This is a genomic window from Arthrobacter sp. B2I5 (genome assembly GCF_030816735.1).
GTDB lineage: Bacteria > Actinomycetota > Actinomycetes > Actinomycetales > Micrococcaceae > Arthrobacter.
The window spans coordinates 3,831,730-3,851,733 of record NZ_JAUSYF010000001.1; the positions used below are offsets into that span (position 1 = coordinate 3,831,730).

The window sequence follows — 20,004 nt, forward strand, 5'->3', positions numbered from 1 at the left end:
CCAAGCCACTGACAGGCACGCCGCTGGCTCCCCTCCCATTGCCGTAACCCGCCCTGTTGGCCCGGGCCGCCGTCGGACGCCGTTCCTGACCGGCGGCACCACCCGAGCCTCCCCCTGTTTCATACCGTTCCATCCCCGCTTTCAAAGGAAACCCATGCCGCACGCATTGCCCATCACCCGCCGTTCCGTCCTTGGCGCAGCAGCCCTTGCCGCTTCCGCGGTGCTGGCACTCACGGGCTGCGTTGCAGGGGAAGGTTCCTCCGGCAGCGCAGCCGCGGCCGGCAGCAGCAAGGGCGGCACGCTCAACATCGACTTCGCCACCTACAACCCGCTGAGCCTGGTGATCAAGAAGCAGGGGTGGCTGGAGGCCAGCCTCAAAGACCAGGGCGTGACGGTGAACTGGGTGCAGTCCGCCGGGTCCAACAAAGCCAATGAGGCCCTGCGCTCCGGCGCCATCGACGTGGGCTCCACCGCCGGGTCCGCAGCCCTGTTGGCCCGCGCCAACGGCTCGGAAATCAAGACCATCGACATCTACTCCCAGCCCGAGTGGGCGGCCCTGGTGGCGCCCGCCGGCTCGGACATCACCTCCGTGGCCGACCTCAAGGGCAAGTCCGTAGCCGCCACCAAGGGCACCGACCCCTATTTCTTCCTGCTGCAGGCACTGGAGCAGGCGGGGCTGAAGCCCGGTGACGTGACGGTCCAGAACCTGCAGCACGCGGACGGCCGCACCGCCCTGGAAAACGGCTCGGTCCAGGCCTGGTCCGGGCTGGATCCGATCATGGCCGGGGCTGAGCAGAAGGGCGCCAAACTCTTTTACCGCAACCTGGACTTCAACACCTACGGCTTCCTCAACGCCACGGAACCGTTCCTGAAGAACAAGCCTGAACTGGCCCAGGCAGTGGTGAACGCCTATGAAAAGGCCCGCGCCTGGGCAGCGCAGAACCCGGACCAGACCGCGCAGATCCTGGCCGACGCCGCCGGCCTGGACCCCGCCGTCGCCAAGACCGTGGTGCTGGAGCGCAGCAACCTGGACGTCGATCCGGCACCGGGGGACGCGCAGCGCAAAGTACTGGAGAAGATCGGGCCCACCTTCGTGGAAACCGGTGACGTGAAGACGCAGAAGCAGATTGACGACGCCGTGGCCTCCCTTCTCGACGACTCGCTGGTGAAGAAGGCTGATCCGTCAGCCATTAAGGCCTCCTGATGACCCACCCAGGAGAGCCAAAGATCACCGGCAGCAGTGTTGCGGACGGGCGTGCTGCAGCCGCCCCCGCAACAACGGCAGACGCAGCCCAGGCGGGTGCCGTGCCGGCACCCGCTCCGGCAACGGGATGGTCTCCCGCCGGAGTCCGCACCAGGAACTGGGCGCGTCTGCCCCTTGGCCTGATCATCCCCGCTGCCCTCCTGGTCGCCTGGCAGGCAGCCTCCGCCAGCGGCCTGTTCACCGTAGTCCAGCTGCCCCCGCCCGCCATGGTGCTGGCCGCTGCCGGCGAACTCGTGGAACGCGGCGAACTGGGAATCCACATCGCCATCTCCACCCAGCGGGTCCTCATTGGATTCCTGGTGGGCGCCGCCCTGGGCCTGGTCCTGGGTGCCGGCGTGGGACTGTCCAAACTCGCCGACGCACTGCTGGCGCCCACCATCGGTGCGCTGCGCGCCGTGCCGTCCCTGGCCTGGGTGCCGCTGCTGATCCTGTGGATGAAGATCGGCGAGGACTCCAAGGTCACGCTCATCATCATCGGCGCGTTCTTTCCGGTGTTCACAACGGTTTCCCTGGCCCTGCGCCATGTGGACCGGAACCTGGTGGAAGCCGCACGCGCCTTCGGGTTGAAAGGCGTCCGCCTCCTGACCACCGTGCAGCTGCCCGCCGTCGTCCCCGCAGTGTTCTCAGGGCTGCGCCTGGCGCTTGCCCAAGCCTGGCTGTTCCTGGTGGCGGCGGAACTGATCGCTTCCTCCATGGGGCTGGGCTTCCTGCTGATCGACTCGCAGAACAACGGCCGCACGGACCGGCTGCTCCTGGCCATCGTGATGCTGGCCGTCATTGGAAAAATTACCGACGCGCTGCTGGGGCTGGCCGAAAAATGGGCGGTGAAACGATGGGCCTGAGCACCACCGAAACCTTTGACCTGAACGCGGGCGTGCGCCCGGACAACGTCGCCTTTTGGGAGCAGCAGGCGCTGCGCCTGGACTGGGACACGCCCTGGCACACCGCGCACGGCTGGGTTCCCGCGGACCCGGAGGCCGGCCGCGGCCCGGAGATCACCTGGTTTGAGGGCGGGAAACTCAACGTGGCCGCCAACTGCGTTGACCGCCATGTCGCCGCCGGCCGCGGACAGAAGGTGGCCCTCCACTTCGAGGGCGAGCCGGGCGACCGGAAATCCATTACCTACGCCGAACTCCAGCGCGAAGTGTCCAAGGCAGCCAACGCCCTCCTGGCCCTGGGCATCAGCAAGGGCGACCGCGTGGTCATCTACCTCCCGGTCATCCCCGAAACGGTCATCATCACCCTCGCAGTGGCCCGCATCGGCGCCATCCATTCACTGGTGTTCGGCGGCTTCTCCGCAGAGGCCTTGAAGTTCCGGGTGGAGGACACCGGGGCCAAGCTCCTGGTCACCACGGACGGCCAGTTCCGCCGCGGCGTGGCCGTGCCCGTGAAGGACAACGCGGACGCGGCAGTGGCCGGTGACAACGCCATCGAGCACGTCCTGGTGGTCAACCGCACCACGCCCGCTGATGAATTGGCGGCCGTCCACATGGCTGAAGGCCGCGATGTGTGGTGGCACGACGTCGTCGACAACGCCCCGGACGTCCACCAGCCCGAGGTCTTCGACGCCGAAACGCCGCTGTTCATCATGTACACCTCCGGCACCACCGGCAAGCCCAAAGGGCTGGTGCACACCTCTGGCGGCTACCTGACGCAGGCGTCCTGGAGCTTCGAGCACCTGTTCAGCAACCCGGATCCGGCGCTGCGCGACCAGGACGTGCACTGGTGCACTGCGGACCTCGCCTGGGTTACGGCGCACACCTACGAAATCTACGGTCCGCTCTCCAACGGCGTGACCCAGGTGATCTTCGAAGGCACCCCCAACACCCCGCACCCCGGGCGGCACTTCGAAATCATCGAACGCTACGGCGTGACGCAGTACTACACCGCCCCTACGCTGGTCCGTTCCCTCATGGGCTGGTTCCCGGACGGCGTCCCGGACAGCTACAACCTCTCCTCCATCCGCCTGCTGGGCACGGTGGGCGAGGCCGTCAACCCTGAAGCCTGGCGCTGGCTGCGGGAGAACGTGGGCGCCGGAACCGCCCCCGTGGTAGACACCTGGTGGCAGTCCGAGACCGGCGCCACCATCCTCTCCCCCTCCCCCACGGACGCCAGCTTCAAGCCCGGCTGTGCCGCGCGTCCGCTGCCAGGGGTCAGCACCAGGATCGTGGACGACGCCGGCAATAAAGTTGCGCCCGGCGTCCAGGGAAACATCGTGGTTGACTCCCCCGGGCCCGCTATCGCGCGCACCGTCTGGGGCAACCCGCGCCGCTACTTCGATTCCTACTGGAGCAAGTACGCGGACCGCGGCTGGTTCCTGGCCGGTGACGGCGCCAAGTACGACGCCGACGGCGACATCTGGATCCTGGGCCGGGTGGATGACACCCTCAACGTCTCCGGCCACCTGCTCTCCACCATCGAGATCGAATCCGCCCTGGTGTCCCACCCGGAGGTGGTGGAAGCCGGGGTCTGCCCGGTCTCGGACCCGAAAACCGGCCATGCGGTGGTCTCCTTCGTTGTCCTGAAGGCAGGCGCTGAAGCCCGGCTGACCAGCGATGTGGCCCACGAGCTCCGGAACCACGTGGCCAGGGAGATCGGGCCCATCGCCAAGCCGCGCGACGTCGTCGTGGTCCCCGATGTCCCCAAGACGCGCAGCGGCAAGATCATGCGCCGGCTGCTCACCCAACTGTTCGAAGGTACCGCGCTGGGCGATACCACCTCACTCCAGAACGAACCGGCGATCGCCGGCATCCAGCACGTCCTGCACCAGCGGACCCTAGCAAAGGAAAATTCATGACCGAGATCAGCAACGTCGCCCGACTCTCCGAACCCCTCAAGTTCGCGTACTGGGTTCCGAACGTCTCCGGCGGCCTGGTGGTGTCCACCATCGAACAGCGCACCGGCTGGGACTTCGACTACAACAGGAAGCTCGCCCGGATCGCCGAGGACTCAGGCTTCGAGTACGCCCTGACCCAGACCCGCTACGCCGCGTCCTACGGGGCGGACAAGCAGCATGAGGCCACGTCGTTCAGCCTGGCCCTGCTGGCCGCCACCGAACGGTTGAAGGTGATCGCTGCCGTCCACCCGGGCATGTGGCACCCCGGCGTGCTGGCCAAGTACATCATCACCGCGGACCACATCTCCAACGGCCGCGCCGCCGTGAACATCGTCTCCGGCTGGCTGAAGAGCGAGTTCACCAACTTCGGCCTGGAATGGCTGGAACACGATGAGCGCTATGTCCGCACCGAGGAGTTCATCAACGTCCTGCGCGGTCTGTGGACCGAAAAGGAGTACAGCCAGTCCGGCAAGTACTACAACATCACCGACTTCACGCTGAACCCCGCGCCGGTTGATGTCCCCGGCCGCGCCCACCCGGAAATCTTCTTCGGCGGAAACTCGACGGCGGCCCAGGCCACGGCCGGCCGCGTGGCCGACTGGTACTTCTCAAACGGCAAGGACCTGGAGGGCTTCAAGGAGAACATCGCCGGCGTGGTCGCTTCCGCCGGCGAGGCCCGCCGCGGCGCCGAGGGCCGGCTGGCAGCGCCGAAGTTTGGCCTGAACGGATTCGTCATCGCCCGCGACTCTGAGAAGGAAGCGCGGGACACCCTGCGCGAGATCGTCGAGAAGGCACACAAGCCGGCGGTCCAGGGTTTCCGCGACGCCGTGCAGGAAGCCGGAGCATCCACCAAGGACGGCAAGGGCATGTGGGCCGACTCCACATTCGAGGACCTGATCCAATACAACGACGGCTTCAAGACCCAGCTGATCGGCACCCCGGAGCAGATCGCCGAGCGCATCGTGGAGTACAAGAAGATCGGCGTGAACCTGTTCCTCACCTGCTACCTGCACTTCCAGGAGGAGGTGGCCGCATTCGGCCGGGACATCCTGCCGATCGTCCGCGAGTTGGAGGCTGACCTGGCCCGGAAGAACGGCACGGAACTCAACCTGTCCGGCACGCCGGTGGCCGCTGAGGCGGTGGCTGTCTGATGGCTGACCGTACTTTCGGTTTCCGCACCCGCGCCCTGCATGCCGGCGGCATTCCCGACGCCGAGCACGGCGCCCGCGCCGTCCCCATCTACCAAACCACGTCCTTTGTCTTCAAGGACACTGATGACGCCGCCAACCTGTTCGCCCTGCAGAAGTACGGCAACATCTACTCCCGCATCGGCAACCCCACGGTGGCAGCCTTCGAGGAGCGCATCGCATCCCTCGAAGGCGGCATCGGCGCCGTGGCAACCTCGTCTGGCATGGCTGCGGAGTTCATCACCTTCGCCGCATTGACGCAGGCCGGCGACCACATCGTGGCAGCCTCCCAGCTGTACGGCGGCACGGTGACCCAGCTGGACGTGACCCTGCGCCGCTTTGGCGTGGACACCACGTTTGTGCCCGGCACCGACCCCGCTGACTATGCTGCGGCGGTCCGGGAGAACACCAAGGCGATCTTCGTGGAGGTGGTGGCCAACCCGTCGTCGGAGGTCCAGGACCTGGCGGGGCTGGCGAAGGTGGCGCACGACGCCGGGATCCCCCTGGTGGTGGACGCCACCTTGAGCACGCCGTACCTCGTGCGCCCCATCGAGCACGGCGCCGACATCGTGATCCACTCGGCCACGAAATTCCTGGGTGGGCACGGCACCACCCTGGGTGGCGTGGTGGTGGAAAGCGGCCGGTTCAACTGGGGCAACGGCAAGTTCCCAACCATGACCGAGCCGGTGGCTTCCTACGGCAACGTCTCCTGGTGGGGCAACTTCGGCGAATACGGCTTCCTCACCAAGCTCCGCTCCGAACAGCTGCGCGACATTGGACCGGCCCTGTCACCGCAGTCGGCGTTCCAGCTCCTCCAAGGCGTCGAAACCTTGCCCCAGCGGCTTGACGAGCACCTGAAGAACGCGCAGGCCGTGGCCGAATGGCTCGAGAATGACGACCGGGTGGCGTACGTGAACTACTCCGGCCTGCCCTCCCACCCGCACTTTGAGCGGGCACGGAAGTACCTGCCGCTGGGCCCGGGATCGGTCTTCTCCTTCGGGGTGAAGGGCGGACGGGCCGCGGGCCGGAAGTTCATTGAGTCGCTGCAGCTGGCCTCGCACCTGGCCAACGTGGGTGACTCGCGGACCCTGGTGATCCACCCGGGTTCCACCACGCACCAGCAGTTGAGCCCCGCCCAGCTCGAATCGGCGGGCGTGCCGGAGGACCTGGTCCGCATTTCGGTGGGCCTGGAGGACATCGAGGACATCCTGTGGGACCTGGACCAGGCGCTTACCGAGGCATCAGCCCTGGCGGCCGCGCCCGAACCTGTCAGTGAAGAACCTGCAGACGCCTGCACGATCGGAGCAAACGCATGAGCACCGCTGAACGTACGTGGTCCGGCCCGTCAGCACCGGAGCGGTTGGCCCTGCTCCGGCAGGCGAAGTCGATTGCGATTGTTGGCGCTTCGGACAAACCGTCGCGGGCCAGCTACTTCGTGGCCACCTACCTGCTGTCCTCCACCCGCTACAAGGTGTACTTCGTCAACCCGGTGGTCAAGGAAATCCTGGGCCGGCCCACCTACGCCTCGCTGGCGGACCTGCCGGAGAGCCCGGACATCGTTGACGTGTTCCGCAAGCACGACGACCTGCCCGGTGTCCTGGACGAGGCAGTGGCCGCGGGAGCCAGGACGCTCTGGTTGCAGCTGGGGTCCTGGCACGAAGGGGTGGCCGCGGACGCGGAAGCCGCCGGGCTCGATGTGGTGATGGACCGCTGCGTAAAGATCGAGCACGCCCGTTTCCACGGCGGCCTCCACCTTGCCGGGTTCGATACAGGCGTCATTTCCTCGAAGCGGCAGGTCCTGTCCTGACCGTTTCCGCCACCTAGCAGTGGAGCGGGCCCGTTGGACGGGCCCGCTCTTGGTGCATATCAGCTATTTTGCCGGGGACGCCGGCTTCTGGTTGTTTCCCTGGCTTCCGCCCTGGCCTTTGCCGGACACGCCGTCTCCAGCCCCCGCGGAGCCTGCGGCTTTCCGGGCCGCCCCCGCCGGGTCCACGCCGCCTGGGGCCACGCCGCCGGCCGCAGCATCCGGTGCCGGGACCCCGTCCTTGCCGGAGGCGGCCGCAGCCTGGCCCGCCGGTGTTCCTGCGGCCGCGGCCGCTCCACTGCCATCCTTGCCGCCGGGGCCGCTTGGCTCAGCAGTTAGGGCGGCCCCGGCGGCGCACTTCCCGGAGCCTGCGCCGGCGCTATGCATAACCGGGCCAAGGCACGCCGGCGGGCCCGTGTAACCGGCCAGGCCGGCAGGACCCGGCAGGAAGCGGAACACGGCTCTTCCCGGATGGGTGGCCCCACCGGGCGCCGAAGGCAAGGCGGTGGCGGTAAGGTCTGTATCCGCGTCCGCCTCTTCCGCGGGGTTGCCGGCGGCGGTGGCTGGCGCGCCAGCGGCGGGATTGCCCCACGGCGCCCAGTCCTCCATCAACTGCTCCATCGCGCTGTTGCCGGGAGCGGTTGAGCTGGCGGCCACTCCCCCAACGCCCAGCCCCATCCCGGCCACCAGGGCCAGTCCCAGTGCGGTGGGACGGTTCAAGCGGCGACGGCGACGCCCAAGTTCGTCGTCCGGCCGGTCACCATTCAGCTGGTCACCGGACGAATCGCCATGGTCCGCGGCGGCGAGCAGCGCTGCGAGCTCCCCGGTGGGCGCCGGAGCGGGCAGCGAACCCAGGGCACCCAGCGTCACCAGGGAGTCCCGCAGTTCCGTGTCCTGGCCCAGGCCGGCGTCCTGGAGCATATCGTCAACGAACGTGACGAGCTTGTCCGAAGCGGATGTCATGGCGTGAAATACTCCCTCACTGCCGCAAGTTCCCGAAGTTTCAGCAGTGCGCGCCGCTGGAGCTGCTTCACGGCGCCGGCGCTCTTGTTGATGGTCTCCGCTGTCTGTTCCACCGTCAGGCCGCCCACCAGCCGCAGCGACAGAACTTCGCGCTGGTCCTGGGGCAGGCCGTCCAGCAGCCCGAGGATTTCCCCGGGTGAGATTCGTTGCAGTGCTTGTTTTTCCGCTGAGCTGTCCTGGCGCTGGTCAAGCTCGGGCTCGAACGGCAGCTTGAGCGGGCTTCGGCTTTGGCGGCGGTGATCGTCCACCATCCGTGCGTGGGCAACCGAAAAGATGAAGGTGCGGAGCCCGGCATCTCCACCGTGCACAGTGTCGAGCCGGGGCAGGACTGAAAGAAACACTTCCTGCATGGCGGCCTCCGGATCCTCTACTCCCCGGGCGGTGAGATAGCCCAGTACCTGCGACGCGTATGTCTTGTAGACGAGGCTGAAGGCAGGGGTCGCGGGGGTTGGGTGGTCCGGAGCCTCATCTGTCTCTGCATCAGTCACTGACGTGGTGCTTTCCGTCAAGGAGGGGTTGGCAAGGCAGTCGTTCAGTACATCCGGAACGCTGCCCCTACTTTACCCTTCAGTAACTACCGCTGCCGGAACCGCCACGACGCCGGGTAAACGGGCCATTACCGGGTCCGGCCTCTGCTGCCGGTTGAGCGGAAAGACAAAAGAGCCGGTCTGGAACGTGATGGGGGACAGGTTCCAGACCGGCACTTCATAGGGGTAATCGCTGCGCACCCCGAAAGGGTTACGCGATATCAAAAAAACTTTTTTGTGGCCTGTTCCGCCGCACTCATCGGGCAGCAGCCCTGGTCCACCGGGGCAGTGTGGCCTGCCGGCGCGGTGCCTTTGCCAGCGGGAACGGATTCAATCCCGCGGGCATGCGCTCCTCGCTGCATACGGGTACGACGCCGGCGGGCGGTTCCGCGGAAACCACGGAAGCAGCCGCAACGGGCGCCGTCACGGGACGCGCCGCCGTCCCGGCCGGACAAAGGTCCGTGACCAAACCAGTGCCGGCACATTCGCGGACCGCAGCGATGCCGGCCGCGAGGGCCTGCTTGTCCCGGTACGGCCCGGACACCGCGACCACTGCGCCATCCGGGGCCAGGAGCCGGAACCGGAAGAACGAATCAGCGTCGATGAATGCTTCAAATTTTCCGGCCATGACGGTCCTTCCTTGGGCACCAGGGGGTACTAATGAGTCTCGCCAATGCACCTGCAGCCTCACAAGGCCGTGCGCGTTAAGCCTGTGTAAATTGCTTTCCACCCTGTAGGGACAGCCCACGATGCGCAAACGGCAGGCCACCTGCAAAGGTGGCCTGCCGTCGTCGCCATTCTGCCCTGGCTGCGCGTGTCAGTCGTTGATGAGGTCGTTCACCACAATGGTCTGGTCCCGGTCCGGGCCCACGCCGATAGCGGAGAAGCGGGTCCCGGACAGCTTCTCCAGCGCCAGGACGTAGTTGCGCGCATTCTCCGGCAGGTCAGCCAGGGTGCGGGCACCCGTGATGTCCTCGGTCCAGCCATCGAAGTACTCGAAGATGGGCTTGGCGTGGTGGAACTCGGTCTGCGTCATGGGCATTTCGTCGTGCCGGACACCGTCCACGTCGTAGGCCACGCAGACGGGGATCTGCTCGATGCCGGTGAGCACGTCCAGCTTGGTGACGAAGTAGTCCGTGAAACCGTTAACGCGTGAAGCATGGCGGGCCAGGACGGCGTCGTACCAGCCGCAGCGGCGCGGCCGGCCGGTGTTGACGCCGAATTCGCCGCCGGTCTTCTGCAGGTAAACGCCCATCTCGTCGAAGAGTTCGGTGGGGAACGGCCCGGCACCAACGCGGGTGGTGTAGGCCTTGATGATGCCGATCGAGCGGGAAATGCGGGTGGGACCGATGCCGGAGCCCACCGACGCGCCGCCGGCGGTGGGGTTGGAGGAGGTCACGAACGGGTAGGTGCCGTGGTCCACGTCCAGGAATGTCGCCTGGCCTCCTTCCATGAGCACTACCTTGCCCTCGTCCAGCGCCGTGTTCAGGACCAGGGTGCTGTCGATGACCAGCGGGCGGAGCCGGTCCGCGAAGGACAGGAAGTACTCCACGATCTCGTCCACCACCACGCCGCGGCGGTTGTAGACCTTGACCAGCAGTTCGTTCTTCTGGCGCAGGGAGCCTTCCACCTTCTGGCGGAGGATGGACTCGTCGAAGACATCCTGGACGCGGATGCCCAGGCGGGCCACCTTGTCCATGTAGGCGGGCCCGATGCCGCGGCCGGTGGTTCCGATTGCCCGGCTGCCCAGGAAGCGCTCCGTCACTTTGTCGAGGACCTGGTGGTACGGGGCCACCAGGTGGGCGTTGGCGGAAACGCGGAGCTTTGAGGTGTCGGCGCCGCGCGCCTGGAGCCCGTCGATTTCCTGGAAGAGGGCCTCGAGGTTCACCACGCAGCCGTTGCCGATGATGGGAACAGCATTGGGGCTGAGGATGCCGGCCGGCAGCAGTTTGAGTTCGTACTTTTCACCGCCTACGACGACGGTGTGCCCGGCGTTGTTGCCGCCGTTGGGCTTGACGACGTAGTCAACGCGGCCGCCCAGAAGATCGGTGGCCTTGCCTTTTCCTTCGTCGCCCCACTGGGCTCCTACGATCACAATTGCTGGCATGGGATCCTCCCCCATTCGTTCGGGCTGCCCGGGTCCTGCCATCTGGTGGCGGGGCCCGCGCTGCGCCGTTCATGAGAATGCCCCGAACATACCGGTCTTCGCTGGTCCGCGGGGCGGCACGGCGAAGCAAGAGTTCCGGGGCTCTTACCACCCAAGTTTAGCCGATGGGGCAGTTTGTCCACGGCTTGGGCCCGCCGCGGCCCTCCGACAAGAAGGACCGCGGCGGCACCGGGCCGTTACTCGTCTTCCGCTTCCCCTGCAGGCCGGGACGTCTGCTCGGCGAGCGTGTCCCAGAAGGAGGTGTCGGCGTCGGCAATTGATCCATCCGCGATGGCCGCGGCAGTGGAGGTCAGCGTGGTGACCGTCTGCTGGATCAGGTAGCCGTTGCTCCGCTGCCCCAGCGCATAGCCGTCCAGGTAGTGGTCGGACATGCCGCGCATCTCGAAGAGCAGGGTGGCGATGCCGTATTCCGCCGAAAGGCCGTTGCGGCTGATGGTCTCGGCGCTGCCGCCCTGGTACTTGCCCAGGTGGCCCCAGCCGGTGGAGTCGACGTTGTTGAAGACCACGGCGCCGAGCTGCTTGGATTTCTCCACGACGGCGGGGTCGGCGTTCGGGGTGGTGGGATACAGGATGGAGCCGGAGACCAGCTTTCCGTCGCGCTCGGCCCGGGTGCCCTGGTGGTGCAGGTCGATCATGTAGTCGATGCGGTACTTGCGCATCACGTTGTTGTGCAGCGCCTGGGTTTCCGGCTGGATCTTGGCCACGTGGTCCCGGTTCAGGTCCACACCCTCTGCGTTGTAGCGGGTGAGGTGGCGGTCCCCCTTGGCCAGATAGTCCTCCAGGGAGAAGTTGACGTCCCCCATGGCGCCGTCCGCATTGAGCATGGGCACGATCAGGATGTTCACGCCGTCCAGGATGCCTGCAGACTTTCCCGTCCCCAGGTGCTTGATGAACTCCATGGCACCTTCGGTGGTGAGCTGTTCATTGCCGTGCTGCTGGGTGAGGTACAGGATGGTGGGCTTGGCCGGATCCGAGATGTACTTCACCAGGTGGATGTCGCGGCCCTTGACGGTCTGGCCGATGACCTCCAGCTCCATGGCCGGCTGGCGTGCGTCCTGGTCCTTCAGGAACGAGACCAGCTGGTCATAGGTGGCCAGCTTCGACGTGGTGATCTGGCCATTGCCGTCGTAGGTGGGCCCTTCGCCCACGGCATTGGCCAGCGGCGCCGGGCCTGCCACGACGGCGAGCGCCAAGGCTCCGGTTACGGCAAGGATCCTGAAGGATTTCGTCACAGTGCGTTACCTCTTTCAAGTGCTTCGGGTACCGCCCAGCCGCTTCATCGCGGCGGCGGCATGTGACACCCAGCCAAGCAAGCCTAACGAAAACTGTCAATACGCTGGACAAAACCTGAAAGCACATCGGTGAGCAGCGAAAATACCGGGCAGTGCCTTCCATTGGTAGAAGGCGCCCGGCGTTTCGTTTCCCCGGGCTTGGTAAACTGGCAAAGGCCGACCAGGAATCGGCCCACCCCAACTAACCACCGTTGATGATCCGCGCCGCCGTGCGCCCATTTTCGCCGGTGGAAGCAATATCAATCCCCGCAGGAGAACCAGCACTTCATGACAGCCCTGGCACCCGAAACATTCCACGAACAGCTCATGAGCCGCCGCTACGAACCCAGCGTTGCCGCCGTCAACGAGCTGTGCGATTCCCTGCAGGAGGCCAAGCCCGGAACTGTGGTGCCCTATGTGGACCCCATGCACGATGTGGAGGAAACCCGCATCATCAGCCTGTTCTCCAACATCGGTGAGGTGGATCCGTCAGGATTCATCACGGCCGGAGACCAGGATGCCGCTACCCGGATGCTGGGGATCCAGTGGAAGCTGGGCCTGCGCCCCGAGTTCGTGATGCCGTGGAACGTCCACCCTTGGCACCTTCCGGGCGAAGCCAACGGAAAGTTCACTCCGGACCAGATCCAGGCAGGCCTGAAGCCCCTGCTGAAGTTCCTGGCCCTGGTCCCCCGCGCCTCGGTGATCGTGGCGCACGGCACCGAGGCCAACCGCCTGGCCAACCTCCTGCTGAAGACCGAAGTGCCCCTGCTCTGGCGCCGCGGCCTGAAGACCTACAAGGTCCGCTCCCTGAGCGGCCGCGCCTTCGCCGGTTCCCCGGCACGCCAGGAGGAATACCTGGAGGACATGCGCGCCGCCTACGCAGACGCCATGGCCCGCACGGGCATCGCCAAAGCCTAAGCCAAGGACTTTAACGCCCGACGGCGGGTGGCCACCTTTTCAGGAAAGGTGGCCACCCGCCGTCGGCCGTTTAAGCCTGGGAACCTTTAGGATTTGCCCTCGATGGCAGCCTTCGCCGTCGGATCGGAGTCGTTCAGGAACTTCTCGATCCGCTCCGGCTCGTCAGCCTCGCCGATGGCCGCCGAGGCCCTGCCCAGGGAGTAGAGGGCCCGCAGGAAACCGCGGTTCGGCTCATGCTCCCAGGGGATGGGGCCCACACCCCGCCAGCCGTTGCGGCGCAGCGCGTCCAGTCCACGGTGGTAACCCACCCGGGCGTAGGCGTAGGAATCGATGGTGCGGCCCTCTGTCCATGCCTCCTCGGCCAGGACGGCCCACAAAAGCGAGGACGTGGGGTGTTTCGCCACCAGGTCCAGGGCCTCGTGGCCGGCCTCAAGCTGCCCGTACACCTCTGTTTCGGCGGGCAGGAGCGTGGGCTCCGGACCCATCAGGTTCCGGCGGAACTCGTCCGACATTTAGAAGGTCTTTCCGGCCGAACCGAGCTGCTTGGTGGCTTCCACCACGCGGGCTGCCAGGCCGGCTTCGGCGGAGGCGCCCCAGACGCGGGGGTCGTAGGTCTTCTTGTTGCCTACTTCGCCGTCCACCTTCAGGACGCCGTCGTAGTTCTTGAACATGTGGTCGGCCACGGGACGCGTGTAGGCGTACTGGGTGTCCGTGTCGATGTTCATCTTGATCACGCCGAAGGAGACGGCGTCGGCGATTTCCTGGTCGGAGGAGCCGGAGCCGCCGTGGAAGACCAGGTCGAACGGGTTGTCCTTGCCGATCTTCGAGCCCACCTGCGCCTGGATGTCCTTGAGGATCTCCGGGCGGAGCTTGACGCCGCCGGGCTTGTAGACGCCGTGGACGTTGCCGAAGGTCAGGGCCGTGATGTAGCGGCCGTTCTCGCCGGAGCCGAGGGCGTCGATGGTGGCCAGGGCGTCTTCCACCGTGGTGTACAGCTTGTCGTTGATGGCGTTTTCGACGCCGTCTTCCTCGCCGCCGACGGTGCCGATCTCCACTTCGAGGATCATCTTGGCGGCAGCAGTGCGGGCCAGCAGGTCGCGGGCGATGCGCAGGTTTTCCTGCAGGGTTTCTGCGGAGCCGTCCCACATGTGGGAGTTGAACAGCGGGTTGCGGCCGGCCTTGACCTCAGCCTCGGAAGCCTCGAGCAGGGGCAGGACGAAACCGTCCAGCTTGTCCTTGGGGCAGTGGTCCGTGTGCAGGGCGACGTTGACGCCGTAGTTCTTGGCGACTTCCCGGGCGAAGGCTGCGAAGCCGAGGGAACCGGCAACCATGTCCTTGGTGGATGCGCCGGACCAGTAGGCGGCGCCGCCGGTGGAAACCTGGACGATGCCGTCGGACTCCGCCTCGGCGAACCCGCGGAGCGCTGCGTTCAGCGTCTGCGAGGACGTGACGTTCACGGCCGGGTATGCGAAGCCGCCCGCCTTCGCGCGGTCGATCATTTCGGAGTAGATCTCTGGGGTTGCAATGGGCATGCTGGCTCCTCTGCTGAGTTTCGTCTGTGGGTGGAAGACCCTCAAGTAGACCGCTTACGGCTAGGCACCATCCTAGCCATTCCCGGGGCGGGAGTGCTCTGGGTTACGCCCCACCGCGTCCTGCCCCAACCACCGGCGAGAGAACCCTCTGCGTCGGCGGCCCTCGCGAGATGTCATTTGACGGCAATGCCGCATCTCGGGATTGCCCTCAACTGCCATCTCGCGTCCAGCCACAGTCCTGAAGCACCTGGCGCACCCTTTGGACGACGGCGGGCCGGTCACCTTCGAGGTGTCGCCTTCCAACCCGTATCTCAAGCCAGCCCAGCGCCAGGGTCCGGTCCTGCCGCTCGATGTCGTGCAAATGCTGATCGGGATCTGCGTGGTGTTGGCCGTCGTACTGCAGCGAGATCCGCCACTGCGGGTAGGCGGCATCGGGCCACAAAACGGGAACACCGCGGAAATCCCGGACGATGTAGTTGAGAACCGGCTCCGGCAGTCCCGCGGTGACCAGAGCCAGGCGCATTCGCGTTTCCGGCGCCGAATCGGCGCCCACCCGGATGAGTTCGAGTGCTGCCCGGGCAACTTTGACACCACGCATCCCCGGATGGCGCGCAACCATACGGGCGAGGTCCTCTCTGCTGCACAATGCCTCCCTGGGATAGGGAAACCCTGGCCCATGGGTGCAAACCAGATGGTCGCCCACTGCAACCAGCTCCTCCAAAGCCAGCACGGACGCAAGATCCAGCCAGGTTCGCGCAGGCGAGGTGAGGCGGACGCCGTCGTACTCCACCACTTCGTTGGGCAGGAAGGTCAGCAGATGTCCTACGACGACGTTGGCCCGCCGCGGGAAGCTGAAACCCCGCCGACGCGCTAGGTGGATCCGCCAGTCACTGCCTGGCCCGCCCGGCAACGGCGCCTCCCACACCCGGGCGGCGGACAGGGAGGCCAGGATGGAGGTGTCATCCAGGTCCGTGTAGGCACGTAAGGCTGCTGCGCCGACCGCGCCTGACTGGACCGGCACCCGAATTCCGCGGGATACAGTCACCAGGTCCTTAGCGGCGGTACGCGTCCGGGAGATTCCTGCCTTATCTGAGGCGCGGAGTGAGAAGGAACCGTTGGTCAAATGGTCGGGGAGGATGGCCCTGCGCATCCCTCATTCTGGCCCGCCGGCAACAGCAGGATGACGTTATCCACAGGCTTGGCTGCCATCCGGAGCGCGAAATGGCACTTAACCGCAATATGCGGGGCCGGGACTGCCGTCAAATGCCATCTCGCGGGGGCTGGTTGAACACGTGCCGGCGGATCCAGGCGTGCATGGCAATGGCGGCCGCGGAGGCCGCGTTGATGGAGCGGGTGGAGCCGAACTGCTCGATGGACAGGGTGGCGACGGCGGCCTTATGGACCTCCGGGGTCAGGCCCGGGCCTTCCTGCCCGAACACCAGCACACAGTCGCGCGGCAGCTCGTACGTCTCCAGCGGGACCGAATCCGGGAAGATGTCGATGCCGATGATCGCAAGCCCTTCGCCCTGCGCCCACTGGACGAAGTCCTCGACGGTGGGGTGGTGGCGGACGTGCTGGTAGCGGTCGGTGACCATGGCGCCGCGCCGGTTCCACCGCCGTCGGCCGATAATGTGCACCTCTTTGGCAAGGAAGGCGTTGGCGGTGCGCACCACCGTGCCGATGTTCAGGTCGTGCTGCCAGTTCTCAATGGCGACGTGGAAGTTATGGCGCCGGGAGTCCAGTTCCGCCACGATCGCCTCGTGCTTCCAGTAGCGGTATTTGTCCAGGACGTTGCGGCGGTCACCGTCCGCAAGCAGGTCGGGGTCCCAGTGGTCGCCTTGGGGCAGTTCCCCTTCCCAGGGCCCGACGCCGACCTCCGCCTTTGCGGGTTCGGCCTCCCCGGGCTCGTGGCGGGGTTCGTCTGGCAGGCCGGGCGTCTGGTTCACCCCTCAACACTAGACTGGACCACTGGAGCATTCATCACCGGTGGAGGTAGTCGTGGCAGAAGAAGACCAGGTAGCAGGAAACCCTGCGGTTTACCGCAGCGGCCAGGAGATTGAGTGCTGGCTGACGGACATGGACGGCGTTCTGGTCCACGAGAACCAGCCGATCCCCGGCGCCGCAGAGCTGATACAGCGGTGGGTGGATACGTCCAAGCGCTTCCTGGTACTGACCAACAACTCCATCTTCACCCCCCGCGACCTTGCCGCCCGGCTGCGGTCCTCCGGCCTGGAGATTCCTGAAGAAAACATCTGGACCTCCGCGCTGGCCACGGCCCAGTTCCTCAAGGACCAGGTGCGCTCGGAGTCCGGCAACCGCGCCTACACCATCGGTGAGGCAGGGCTGACGACGGCGCTGCACGAGGCCGGCTTCATCCTCACCGACCAGAACCCGGACTTCGTGGTGCTTGGCGAGACGCGTACGTACTCCTTTGAGGCCATCACCACGGCCATCCGCCTGATCCTTGCCGGTGCCCGGTTCATCGCCACCAACCCGGATGCCACCGGCCCCTCGAAGGATGGCCCCATGCCGGCCACCGGAGCCATCGCGGCGCTGATCACCAAGGCCACCGGACGCGAGCCGTACATCGTGGGCAAGCCAAATCCCATGATGTTCCGTTCCGCCATGAACCAGATCGATGCGCATTCCGAGACCACCGCCATGATCGGCGACCGCATGGACACGGACATCATCGCCGGCATGGAAGCGGGACTGCACACCGTCCTGGTCCTCAGCGGCATCACGCACAAGGACGACATTGCCGCGTATCCGTTCCGGCCCAACCAGGTGCTGAACTCCGTGGCGGACCTGAAAAACCAGATCTAGAAGATGCTCACCCGGGAACCGCCCCGGGGCAGCGGGAAGAAACCGTCCAGCAGTTCCGCCACCAGGGGCCGGTAGATCTGCGGATTCCAGCCGGGGCTGGCGTGGGCAGGCGCCGCACCGGTTGTCTGCAGGTTGCTGGAGACCATGTTGTCCTTGAACACCACCGCCCAGGTTTCCGCCGCGGTTTCGTAATCGACGGTTTTGTCCTTGGGGTTGCCGATGTAGGCCATCTTTGCCGTCCCCAGCTTCCCGGCAAACTGGCGTCCCTCGAAGTGGTAGATGTACGCGGACTCCGTCTGGACCAGCACATTTGAAGGGGCGATCGGGGACAGCTGCTCCAGCGTCTGGTCCAGGATCTGGCGCCAGCTCCGTTCGTCCTTGTGGATGATGCGCTCCCCCAGCTCGTACCCGCCGCGCAGCGTGGACGGGAACCTGACGCCGCGTTCGTAAAGAAACACCACGCCGTCGAACCAGCTCTGGTCCAGGACGTCGTGGGCGCTGTAGGGACTGGAATCCAGGAGGATGAACTGTACTTGGACTTCGTGCAGGGCAAGGAGCCGGGCGGCGACCTGTGTGGCCAGCATTCCGCCGAAGCTGTGGCCGTAGAAGAACAGCTTGGTGATTTTCTCCGCGGCGATGTAGTCGGTGATCGCGTTGACCACCTCGGTGATGTTCAGCCCCAGGTTGGAATACCCGACGGCGGCGAGCCGGGCGCGCTTGTTCAGCGCCCCGCGCATGGTGTTGAGGATCCATTGGGCCTCTTCCCAGCTTGTCTTGTATCCCGGGAACAGGAACCAGCTGGCATCCGGGTAGTAGGCGTCGGCAAAGTCGTCGGCAATGCTGAGGATCCTGGTGCTGCGGCGCTGGGACTGGACCTCGCGGGTCACCAGCATGTCGGCAGCGAGCAGCCCCGATGCCCCCGCGCCAGCCAGGAACGTGCGGCGCGAAAAGCGTTTTAGGGCAGCCGCCTCCGACAGCAGCCGGGCACCGGATACCCCACGCCGGCTCTGCGGACTGACCTCCCCCTCATACGGCACACTCCTACCGTAAGCCCACCCAAACGTGCCTCCGCAACGGGCGGGTTCAACCCTTTGGTGACGCAGGGGTCAGCTGGCCGCCTGGCCTTCCGTGGCGGGGAGGGGGGCTGACGGTTCCTGCTGGCGGCGGTGGATTTCGAGTCCGATGTCGTTATAGCGGCCCAGCAGGTCCGCGCTGTCCTGGGTCTGCGGGCTGTCGAGCAGCGCGAAGAGCGCGTCACTGGCCGCAAGGAGCTCGTCATTCGAATATTCCGTGAGGGGCCGGCCGTACAGCTCCTCGATCCACATGACGGGCAGGTGCGGATACTCACCGGCGAAGCGGCCGCCAGGGAACAGTTCCCGGATGTCATCGTCCATGGGCAGCGGCTGGTCACTGGAGGAACCACCCAGGGAAGCGCTGCGGGCAAGGGGTGTCAGCTGGAGGGAAACCCCGGCGCCGCCACCGGCCAGGGTGTTGGCGTCCAGAACGTTCAGGTCACTGCGCAGTCCGGCCAGGGCGGAGGACTCCACAAGTTCGGCCTGCGACAGGTCGACGGAAATGTGGCAGCGGATGCCCATTCGCCGGACACGGCGGATGATGTGGATCAGGTGGGGGCGGGAACCGCACGTCAGGCTGCCCCGGACTTCAATCCGGACGACGTCTGCGGGGACATCAAAGTTAACAACTGCTTCTAATGCTCGGTCCATAGGTACTCCAAAAGAGGTCTATGGCCGACGGCTCAACCTCCGCAAGCGTAACCTTCACGGGAGCTCCCGCACAACCCGTCCCTTAGGAGCGTGTGCCCTGCCTTACCTTGCCCGGTTCCTCGTAGTGCGTCCGGGCACCGGTACCGCCCACCGAATCCACCAGGGTTTTGGCGATGTCCCGCAGCTTGGTGTTGCTGTTGCTGGACGCCTCGGTGAGGATCTGGACGGCAGCCTGCTGGCTGCAGCGGTTTTGTGCCATGACAATGCCAACGGCGATGTCAATGATGGTGCGGGACTCCAGGGTGGCCCGGAGGTTTGACGCGCTGTCCGCATGCAGTGAGAACCGGACGGCAAGGCGCAGGGCCTGTGAAATCTCGCGGGTGAAGTCCCGTGCCCTGGCCGCGGCATTCCCCTCGAATTTACGGGGAACATCGGAATAGAGGTTCAGGGCCGCCTTGGCCTCGCCCTGCAGGGTGAACGGGAGGGAGAGCACCGAGCGCAGCCCGTGGGACGCGACGGCTGTGGCGTAATCGGGCCCCCACCGGTTCTCCTCCAGGAGGTCGGGAACGTGGACTTCACGTTCCTCCTCAGCGGCCGTAAGGCAGGGGCCCTGGGACAGCGAATACTGGATTTCGTCCACTTCCCGGGCGGAGTCGCTGCTCCAGCCGATGGTGGCCGCCTTGCGGTCCCGCAGCAGGGTGATGCCGCACAGGGCGTCGTCGCCGTCGCCGGCCATCTGGTGGGCGGAGAAACGGGCCAGTTCGTTGAGGAAGTCCTCGAAGTCGGCGCTTTCCAGGATCAGGTTCTGGACCTGGTCGGTTGCGCTCAAAGGCTGTTGTGGGGGGAGCAAGGTGCGGGGTCTCCAAGCAACTAAAAAGTGTTACCGCATATCGTAAAACAGCGCCAACAGCCCAGCCAACTGCCA

At 66.0% G+C, this 20,004-nt stretch carries 21 protein-coding genes; 8 read left to right on the forward strand and 13 right to left on the reverse strand.

Annotated elements, in window-relative coordinates; all coding sequences use genetic code 11:
* The first annotated feature begins 154 nt into the window (after positions 1 to 154).
* From QFZ60_RS17715 to QFZ60_RS17740, 6 genes are read left to right on the forward strand one after another with little or no spacing between them, the layout of a single operon-like run.
* Positions 155 to 1,204 carry an aliphatic sulfonate ABC transporter substrate-binding protein gene (locus QFZ60_RS17715; RefSeq protein ID WP_307092185.1) on the forward strand — a complete coding sequence of 350 codons (1,050 nt, stop codon included), beginning with the start codon at positions 155 to 157 and terminating at the stop codon, positions 1,202 to 1,204.
* On the forward strand, positions 1,204 to 2,106 hold the full coding sequence (locus tag QFZ60_RS17720) for an ABC transporter permease (RefSeq protein ID WP_307092186.1): 903 nt from the start codon (positions 1,204 to 1,206) through the stop codon (positions 2,104 to 2,106). The genes QFZ60_RS17715 and QFZ60_RS17720 overlap by 1 nt, the downstream gene beginning before the upstream one ends.
* The gene (gene acs / locus QFZ60_RS17725) at positions 2,097 to 4,061 is read left to right on the forward strand and encodes an acetate--CoA ligase (RefSeq protein ID WP_307093369.1); all 1,965 of its coding nucleotides are present in this window, start codon (positions 2,097 to 2,099) and stop codon (positions 4,059 to 4,061) included. Before QFZ60_RS17720 ends, acs begins: the two co-directional genes overlap by 10 nt.
* Complete coding sequence (sfnG, locus tag QFZ60_RS17730; RefSeq protein ID WP_307092188.1) at positions 4,058 to 5,251, forward strand: dimethylsulfone monooxygenase SfnG; 1,194 nt, start codon at positions 4,058 to 4,060, stop codon at positions 5,249 to 5,251. The genes acs and sfnG overlap by 4 nt, the downstream gene beginning before the upstream one ends.
* Positions 5,251 to 6,603, forward strand: a complete 1,353-nt coding sequence (locus tag QFZ60_RS17735) for an O-acetylhomoserine aminocarboxypropyltransferase/cysteine synthase family protein (protein ID WP_307092189.1) — start codon at positions 5,251 to 5,253, stop codon at positions 6,601 to 6,603. The genes sfnG and QFZ60_RS17735 overlap by 1 nt, the downstream gene beginning before the upstream one ends.
* A complete protein-coding gene (locus QFZ60_RS17740; protein ID WP_307092190.1) occupies positions 6,600 to 7,094 on the forward strand; it encodes a CoA-binding protein in 495 nt (164 codons plus the stop codon). Before QFZ60_RS17735 ends, QFZ60_RS17740 begins: the two co-directional genes overlap by 4 nt.
* 63 nt (positions 7,095 to 7,157) lie before the next feature.
* Here the strand turns inward: QFZ60_RS17740 and QFZ60_RS17745 are convergent, their stop codons facing one another.
* The 6 genes from QFZ60_RS17745 to QFZ60_RS17770 form a co-directional block, all read right to left on the reverse strand.
* The gene (locus QFZ60_RS17745) at positions 7,158 to 8,054 is read right to left on the reverse strand and encodes a hypothetical protein (RefSeq protein WP_307092192.1); all 897 of its coding nucleotides are present in this window, start codon (positions 8,052 to 8,054) and stop codon (positions 7,158 to 7,160) included.
* A complete protein-coding gene (locus QFZ60_RS17750) occupies positions 8,051 to 8,602 on the reverse strand; it encodes an RNA polymerase sigma factor (protein ID WP_307092193.1) in 552 nt (183 codons plus the stop codon). The genes QFZ60_RS17745 and QFZ60_RS17750 overlap by 4 nt, the downstream gene beginning before the upstream one ends.
* Before the next feature lie 72 nt (positions 8,603 to 8,674).
* The gene (locus tag QFZ60_RS17755) at positions 8,675 to 8,842 is read right to left on the reverse strand and encodes a hypothetical protein (protein ID WP_307092194.1); all 168 of its coding nucleotides are present in this window, start codon (positions 8,840 to 8,842) and stop codon (positions 8,675 to 8,677) included.
* Between the two features lie 55 nt (positions 8,843 to 8,897).
* Positions 8,898 to 9,269 carry a DUF1508 domain-containing protein gene (locus QFZ60_RS17760; protein WP_307092196.1) on the reverse strand — a complete coding sequence of 124 codons (372 nt, stop codon included), beginning with the start codon at positions 9,267 to 9,269 and terminating at the stop codon, positions 8,898 to 8,900.
* 189 nt (positions 9,270 to 9,458) lie between these two features.
* Positions 9,459 to 10,748 carry an adenylosuccinate synthase gene (locus tag QFZ60_RS17765; protein WP_056337478.1) on the reverse strand — a complete coding sequence of 430 codons (1,290 nt, stop codon included), beginning with the start codon at positions 10,746 to 10,748 and terminating at the stop codon, positions 9,459 to 9,461.
* A gap of 236 nt (positions 10,749 to 10,984) precedes the next feature.
* Positions 10,985 to 12,040 (reverse strand): M14 family zinc carboxypeptidase, encoded by a 1,056-nt coding sequence (locus tag QFZ60_RS17770; RefSeq protein ID WP_307092197.1) that lies wholly within the window; start codon positions 12,038 to 12,040, stop codon positions 10,985 to 10,987.
* Positions 12,041 to 12,367: 327 nt separating this feature from the next.
* Between QFZ60_RS17770 and QFZ60_RS17775 the strand changes: the two genes are divergently transcribed.
* The gene (locus tag QFZ60_RS17775) at positions 12,368 to 12,997 is read left to right on the forward strand and encodes a uracil-DNA glycosylase (protein WP_307092198.1); all 630 of its coding nucleotides are present in this window, start codon (positions 12,368 to 12,370) and stop codon (positions 12,995 to 12,997) included.
* 86 nt (positions 12,998 to 13,083) lie between these two features.
* Here the strand turns inward: QFZ60_RS17775 and QFZ60_RS17780 are convergent, their stop codons facing one another.
* The 4 genes from QFZ60_RS17780 to QFZ60_RS17795 all read right to left on the reverse strand — a co-directional run bounded on the left by QFZ60_RS17780 (position 13,084) and on the right by QFZ60_RS17795 (position 16,475).
* Positions 13,084 to 13,509 (reverse strand): DUF3151 domain-containing protein, encoded by a 426-nt coding sequence (locus tag QFZ60_RS17780; RefSeq protein WP_056337171.1) that lies wholly within the window; start codon positions 13,507 to 13,509, stop codon positions 13,084 to 13,086.
* On the reverse strand, positions 13,510 to 14,529 hold the full coding sequence (gene fbaA, locus QFZ60_RS17785) for a class II fructose-bisphosphate aldolase (protein WP_307092200.1): 1,020 nt from the start codon (positions 14,527 to 14,529) through the stop codon (positions 13,510 to 13,512). It lies immediately after the preceding gene.
* Positions 14,530 to 14,737: 208 nt separating this feature from the next.
* Positions 14,738 to 15,679: an endonuclease domain-containing protein gene (locus QFZ60_RS17790; protein WP_307092201.1), complete on the reverse strand. Its 942-nt coding sequence runs from the start codon at positions 15,677 to 15,679 to the stop codon at positions 14,738 to 14,740.
* 109 nt (positions 15,680 to 15,788) lie between these two features.
* Entirely contained in the window at positions 15,789 to 16,475 is a 687-nt protein-coding gene (locus QFZ60_RS17795) for a TrmH family RNA methyltransferase (protein WP_307092203.1), read from the reverse strand.
* A gap of 40 nt (positions 16,476 to 16,515) precedes the next feature.
* Here QFZ60_RS17795 and QFZ60_RS17800 point away from each other — a divergent pair, with 40 nt between their 5' ends.
* Positions 16,516 to 17,355 carry an HAD-IIA family hydrolase gene (locus QFZ60_RS17800; protein ID WP_056337160.1) on the forward strand — a complete coding sequence of 280 codons (840 nt, stop codon included), beginning with the start codon at positions 16,516 to 16,518 and terminating at the stop codon, positions 17,353 to 17,355.
* Here the strand turns inward: QFZ60_RS17800 and QFZ60_RS17805 are convergent.
* From QFZ60_RS17805 to QFZ60_RS17815, 3 genes are all read right to left on the reverse strand, one after another.
* On the reverse strand, positions 17,352 to 18,392 hold the full coding sequence (locus QFZ60_RS17805) for an alpha/beta hydrolase (RefSeq protein ID WP_307092205.1): 1,041 nt from the start codon (positions 18,390 to 18,392) through the stop codon (positions 17,352 to 17,354). The genes QFZ60_RS17800 and QFZ60_RS17805 overlap by 4 nt on opposite strands.
* Before the next feature lie 69 nt (positions 18,393 to 18,461).
* Positions 18,462 to 19,079, reverse strand: coding sequence for a hypothetical protein (locus QFZ60_RS17810; RefSeq protein WP_307092206.1), 618 nt, complete (start codon positions 19,077 to 19,079; stop codon positions 18,462 to 18,464).
* Between the two features lie 82 nt (positions 19,080 to 19,161).
* Positions 19,162 to 19,908 carry a GAF and ANTAR domain-containing protein gene (locus QFZ60_RS17815; protein WP_307092207.1) on the reverse strand — a complete coding sequence of 249 codons (747 nt, stop codon included), beginning with the start codon at positions 19,906 to 19,908 and terminating at the stop codon, positions 19,162 to 19,164.
* Positions 19,909 to 20,004 lie beyond the last annotated feature (96 nt).

Coding starts and splice junctions, on each gene's coding strand:
- QFZ60_RS17715 (WP_307092185.1), top strand. CDS start 155: ATGCCGCACGCATTGCCCATCACCCGCCGTTCCGTCCTTGGCGCAGCA.
- QFZ60_RS17720 (WP_307092186.1), top strand. CDS start 1,204: ATGACCCACCCAGGAGAGCCAAAGATCACCGGCAGCAGTGTTGCGGAC.
- acs (WP_307093369.1), top strand. CDS start 2,097: ATGGGCCTGAGCACCACCGAAACCTTTGACCTGAACGCGGGCGTGCGC.
- sfnG (WP_307092188.1), top strand. CDS start 4,058: ATGACCGAGATCAGCAACGTCGCCCGACTCTCCGAACCCCTCAAGTTC.
- QFZ60_RS17735 (WP_307092189.1), top strand. CDS start 5,251: ATGGCTGACCGTACTTTCGGTTTCCGCACCCGCGCCCTGCATGCCGGC.
- QFZ60_RS17740 (WP_307092190.1), top strand. CDS start 6,600: ATGAGCACCGCTGAACGTACGTGGTCCGGCCCGTCAGCACCGGAGCGG.
- QFZ60_RS17745 (WP_307092192.1), bottom strand. CDS start 8,054: ATGACATCCGCTTCGGACAAGCTCGTCACGTTCGTTGACGATATGCTC.
- QFZ60_RS17760 (WP_307092196.1), bottom strand. CDS start 9,269: ATGGCCGGAAAATTTGAAGCATTCATCGACGCTGATTCGTTCTTCCGG.
- QFZ60_RS17765 (WP_056337478.1), bottom strand. CDS start 10,748: ATGCCAGCAATTGTGATCGTAGGAGCCCAGTGGGGCGACGAAGGAAAA.
- QFZ60_RS17775 (WP_307092198.1), top strand. CDS start 12,368: ATGACAGCCCTGGCACCCGAAACATTCCACGAACAGCTCATGAGCCGC.
- QFZ60_RS17780 (WP_056337171.1), bottom strand. CDS start 13,509: ATGTCGGACGAGTTCCGCCGGAACCTGATGGGTCCGGAGCCCACGCTC.
- fbaA (WP_307092200.1), bottom strand. CDS start 14,529: ATGCCCATTGCAACCCCAGAGATCTACTCCGAAATGATCGACCGCGCG.
- QFZ60_RS17790 (WP_307092201.1), bottom strand. CDS start 15,679: ATGCGCAGGGCCATCCTCCCCGACCATTTGACCAACGGTTCCTTCTCA.
- QFZ60_RS17810 (WP_307092206.1), bottom strand. CDS start 19,079: ATGGACCGAGCATTAGAAGCAGTTGTTAACTTTGATGTCCCCGCAGAC.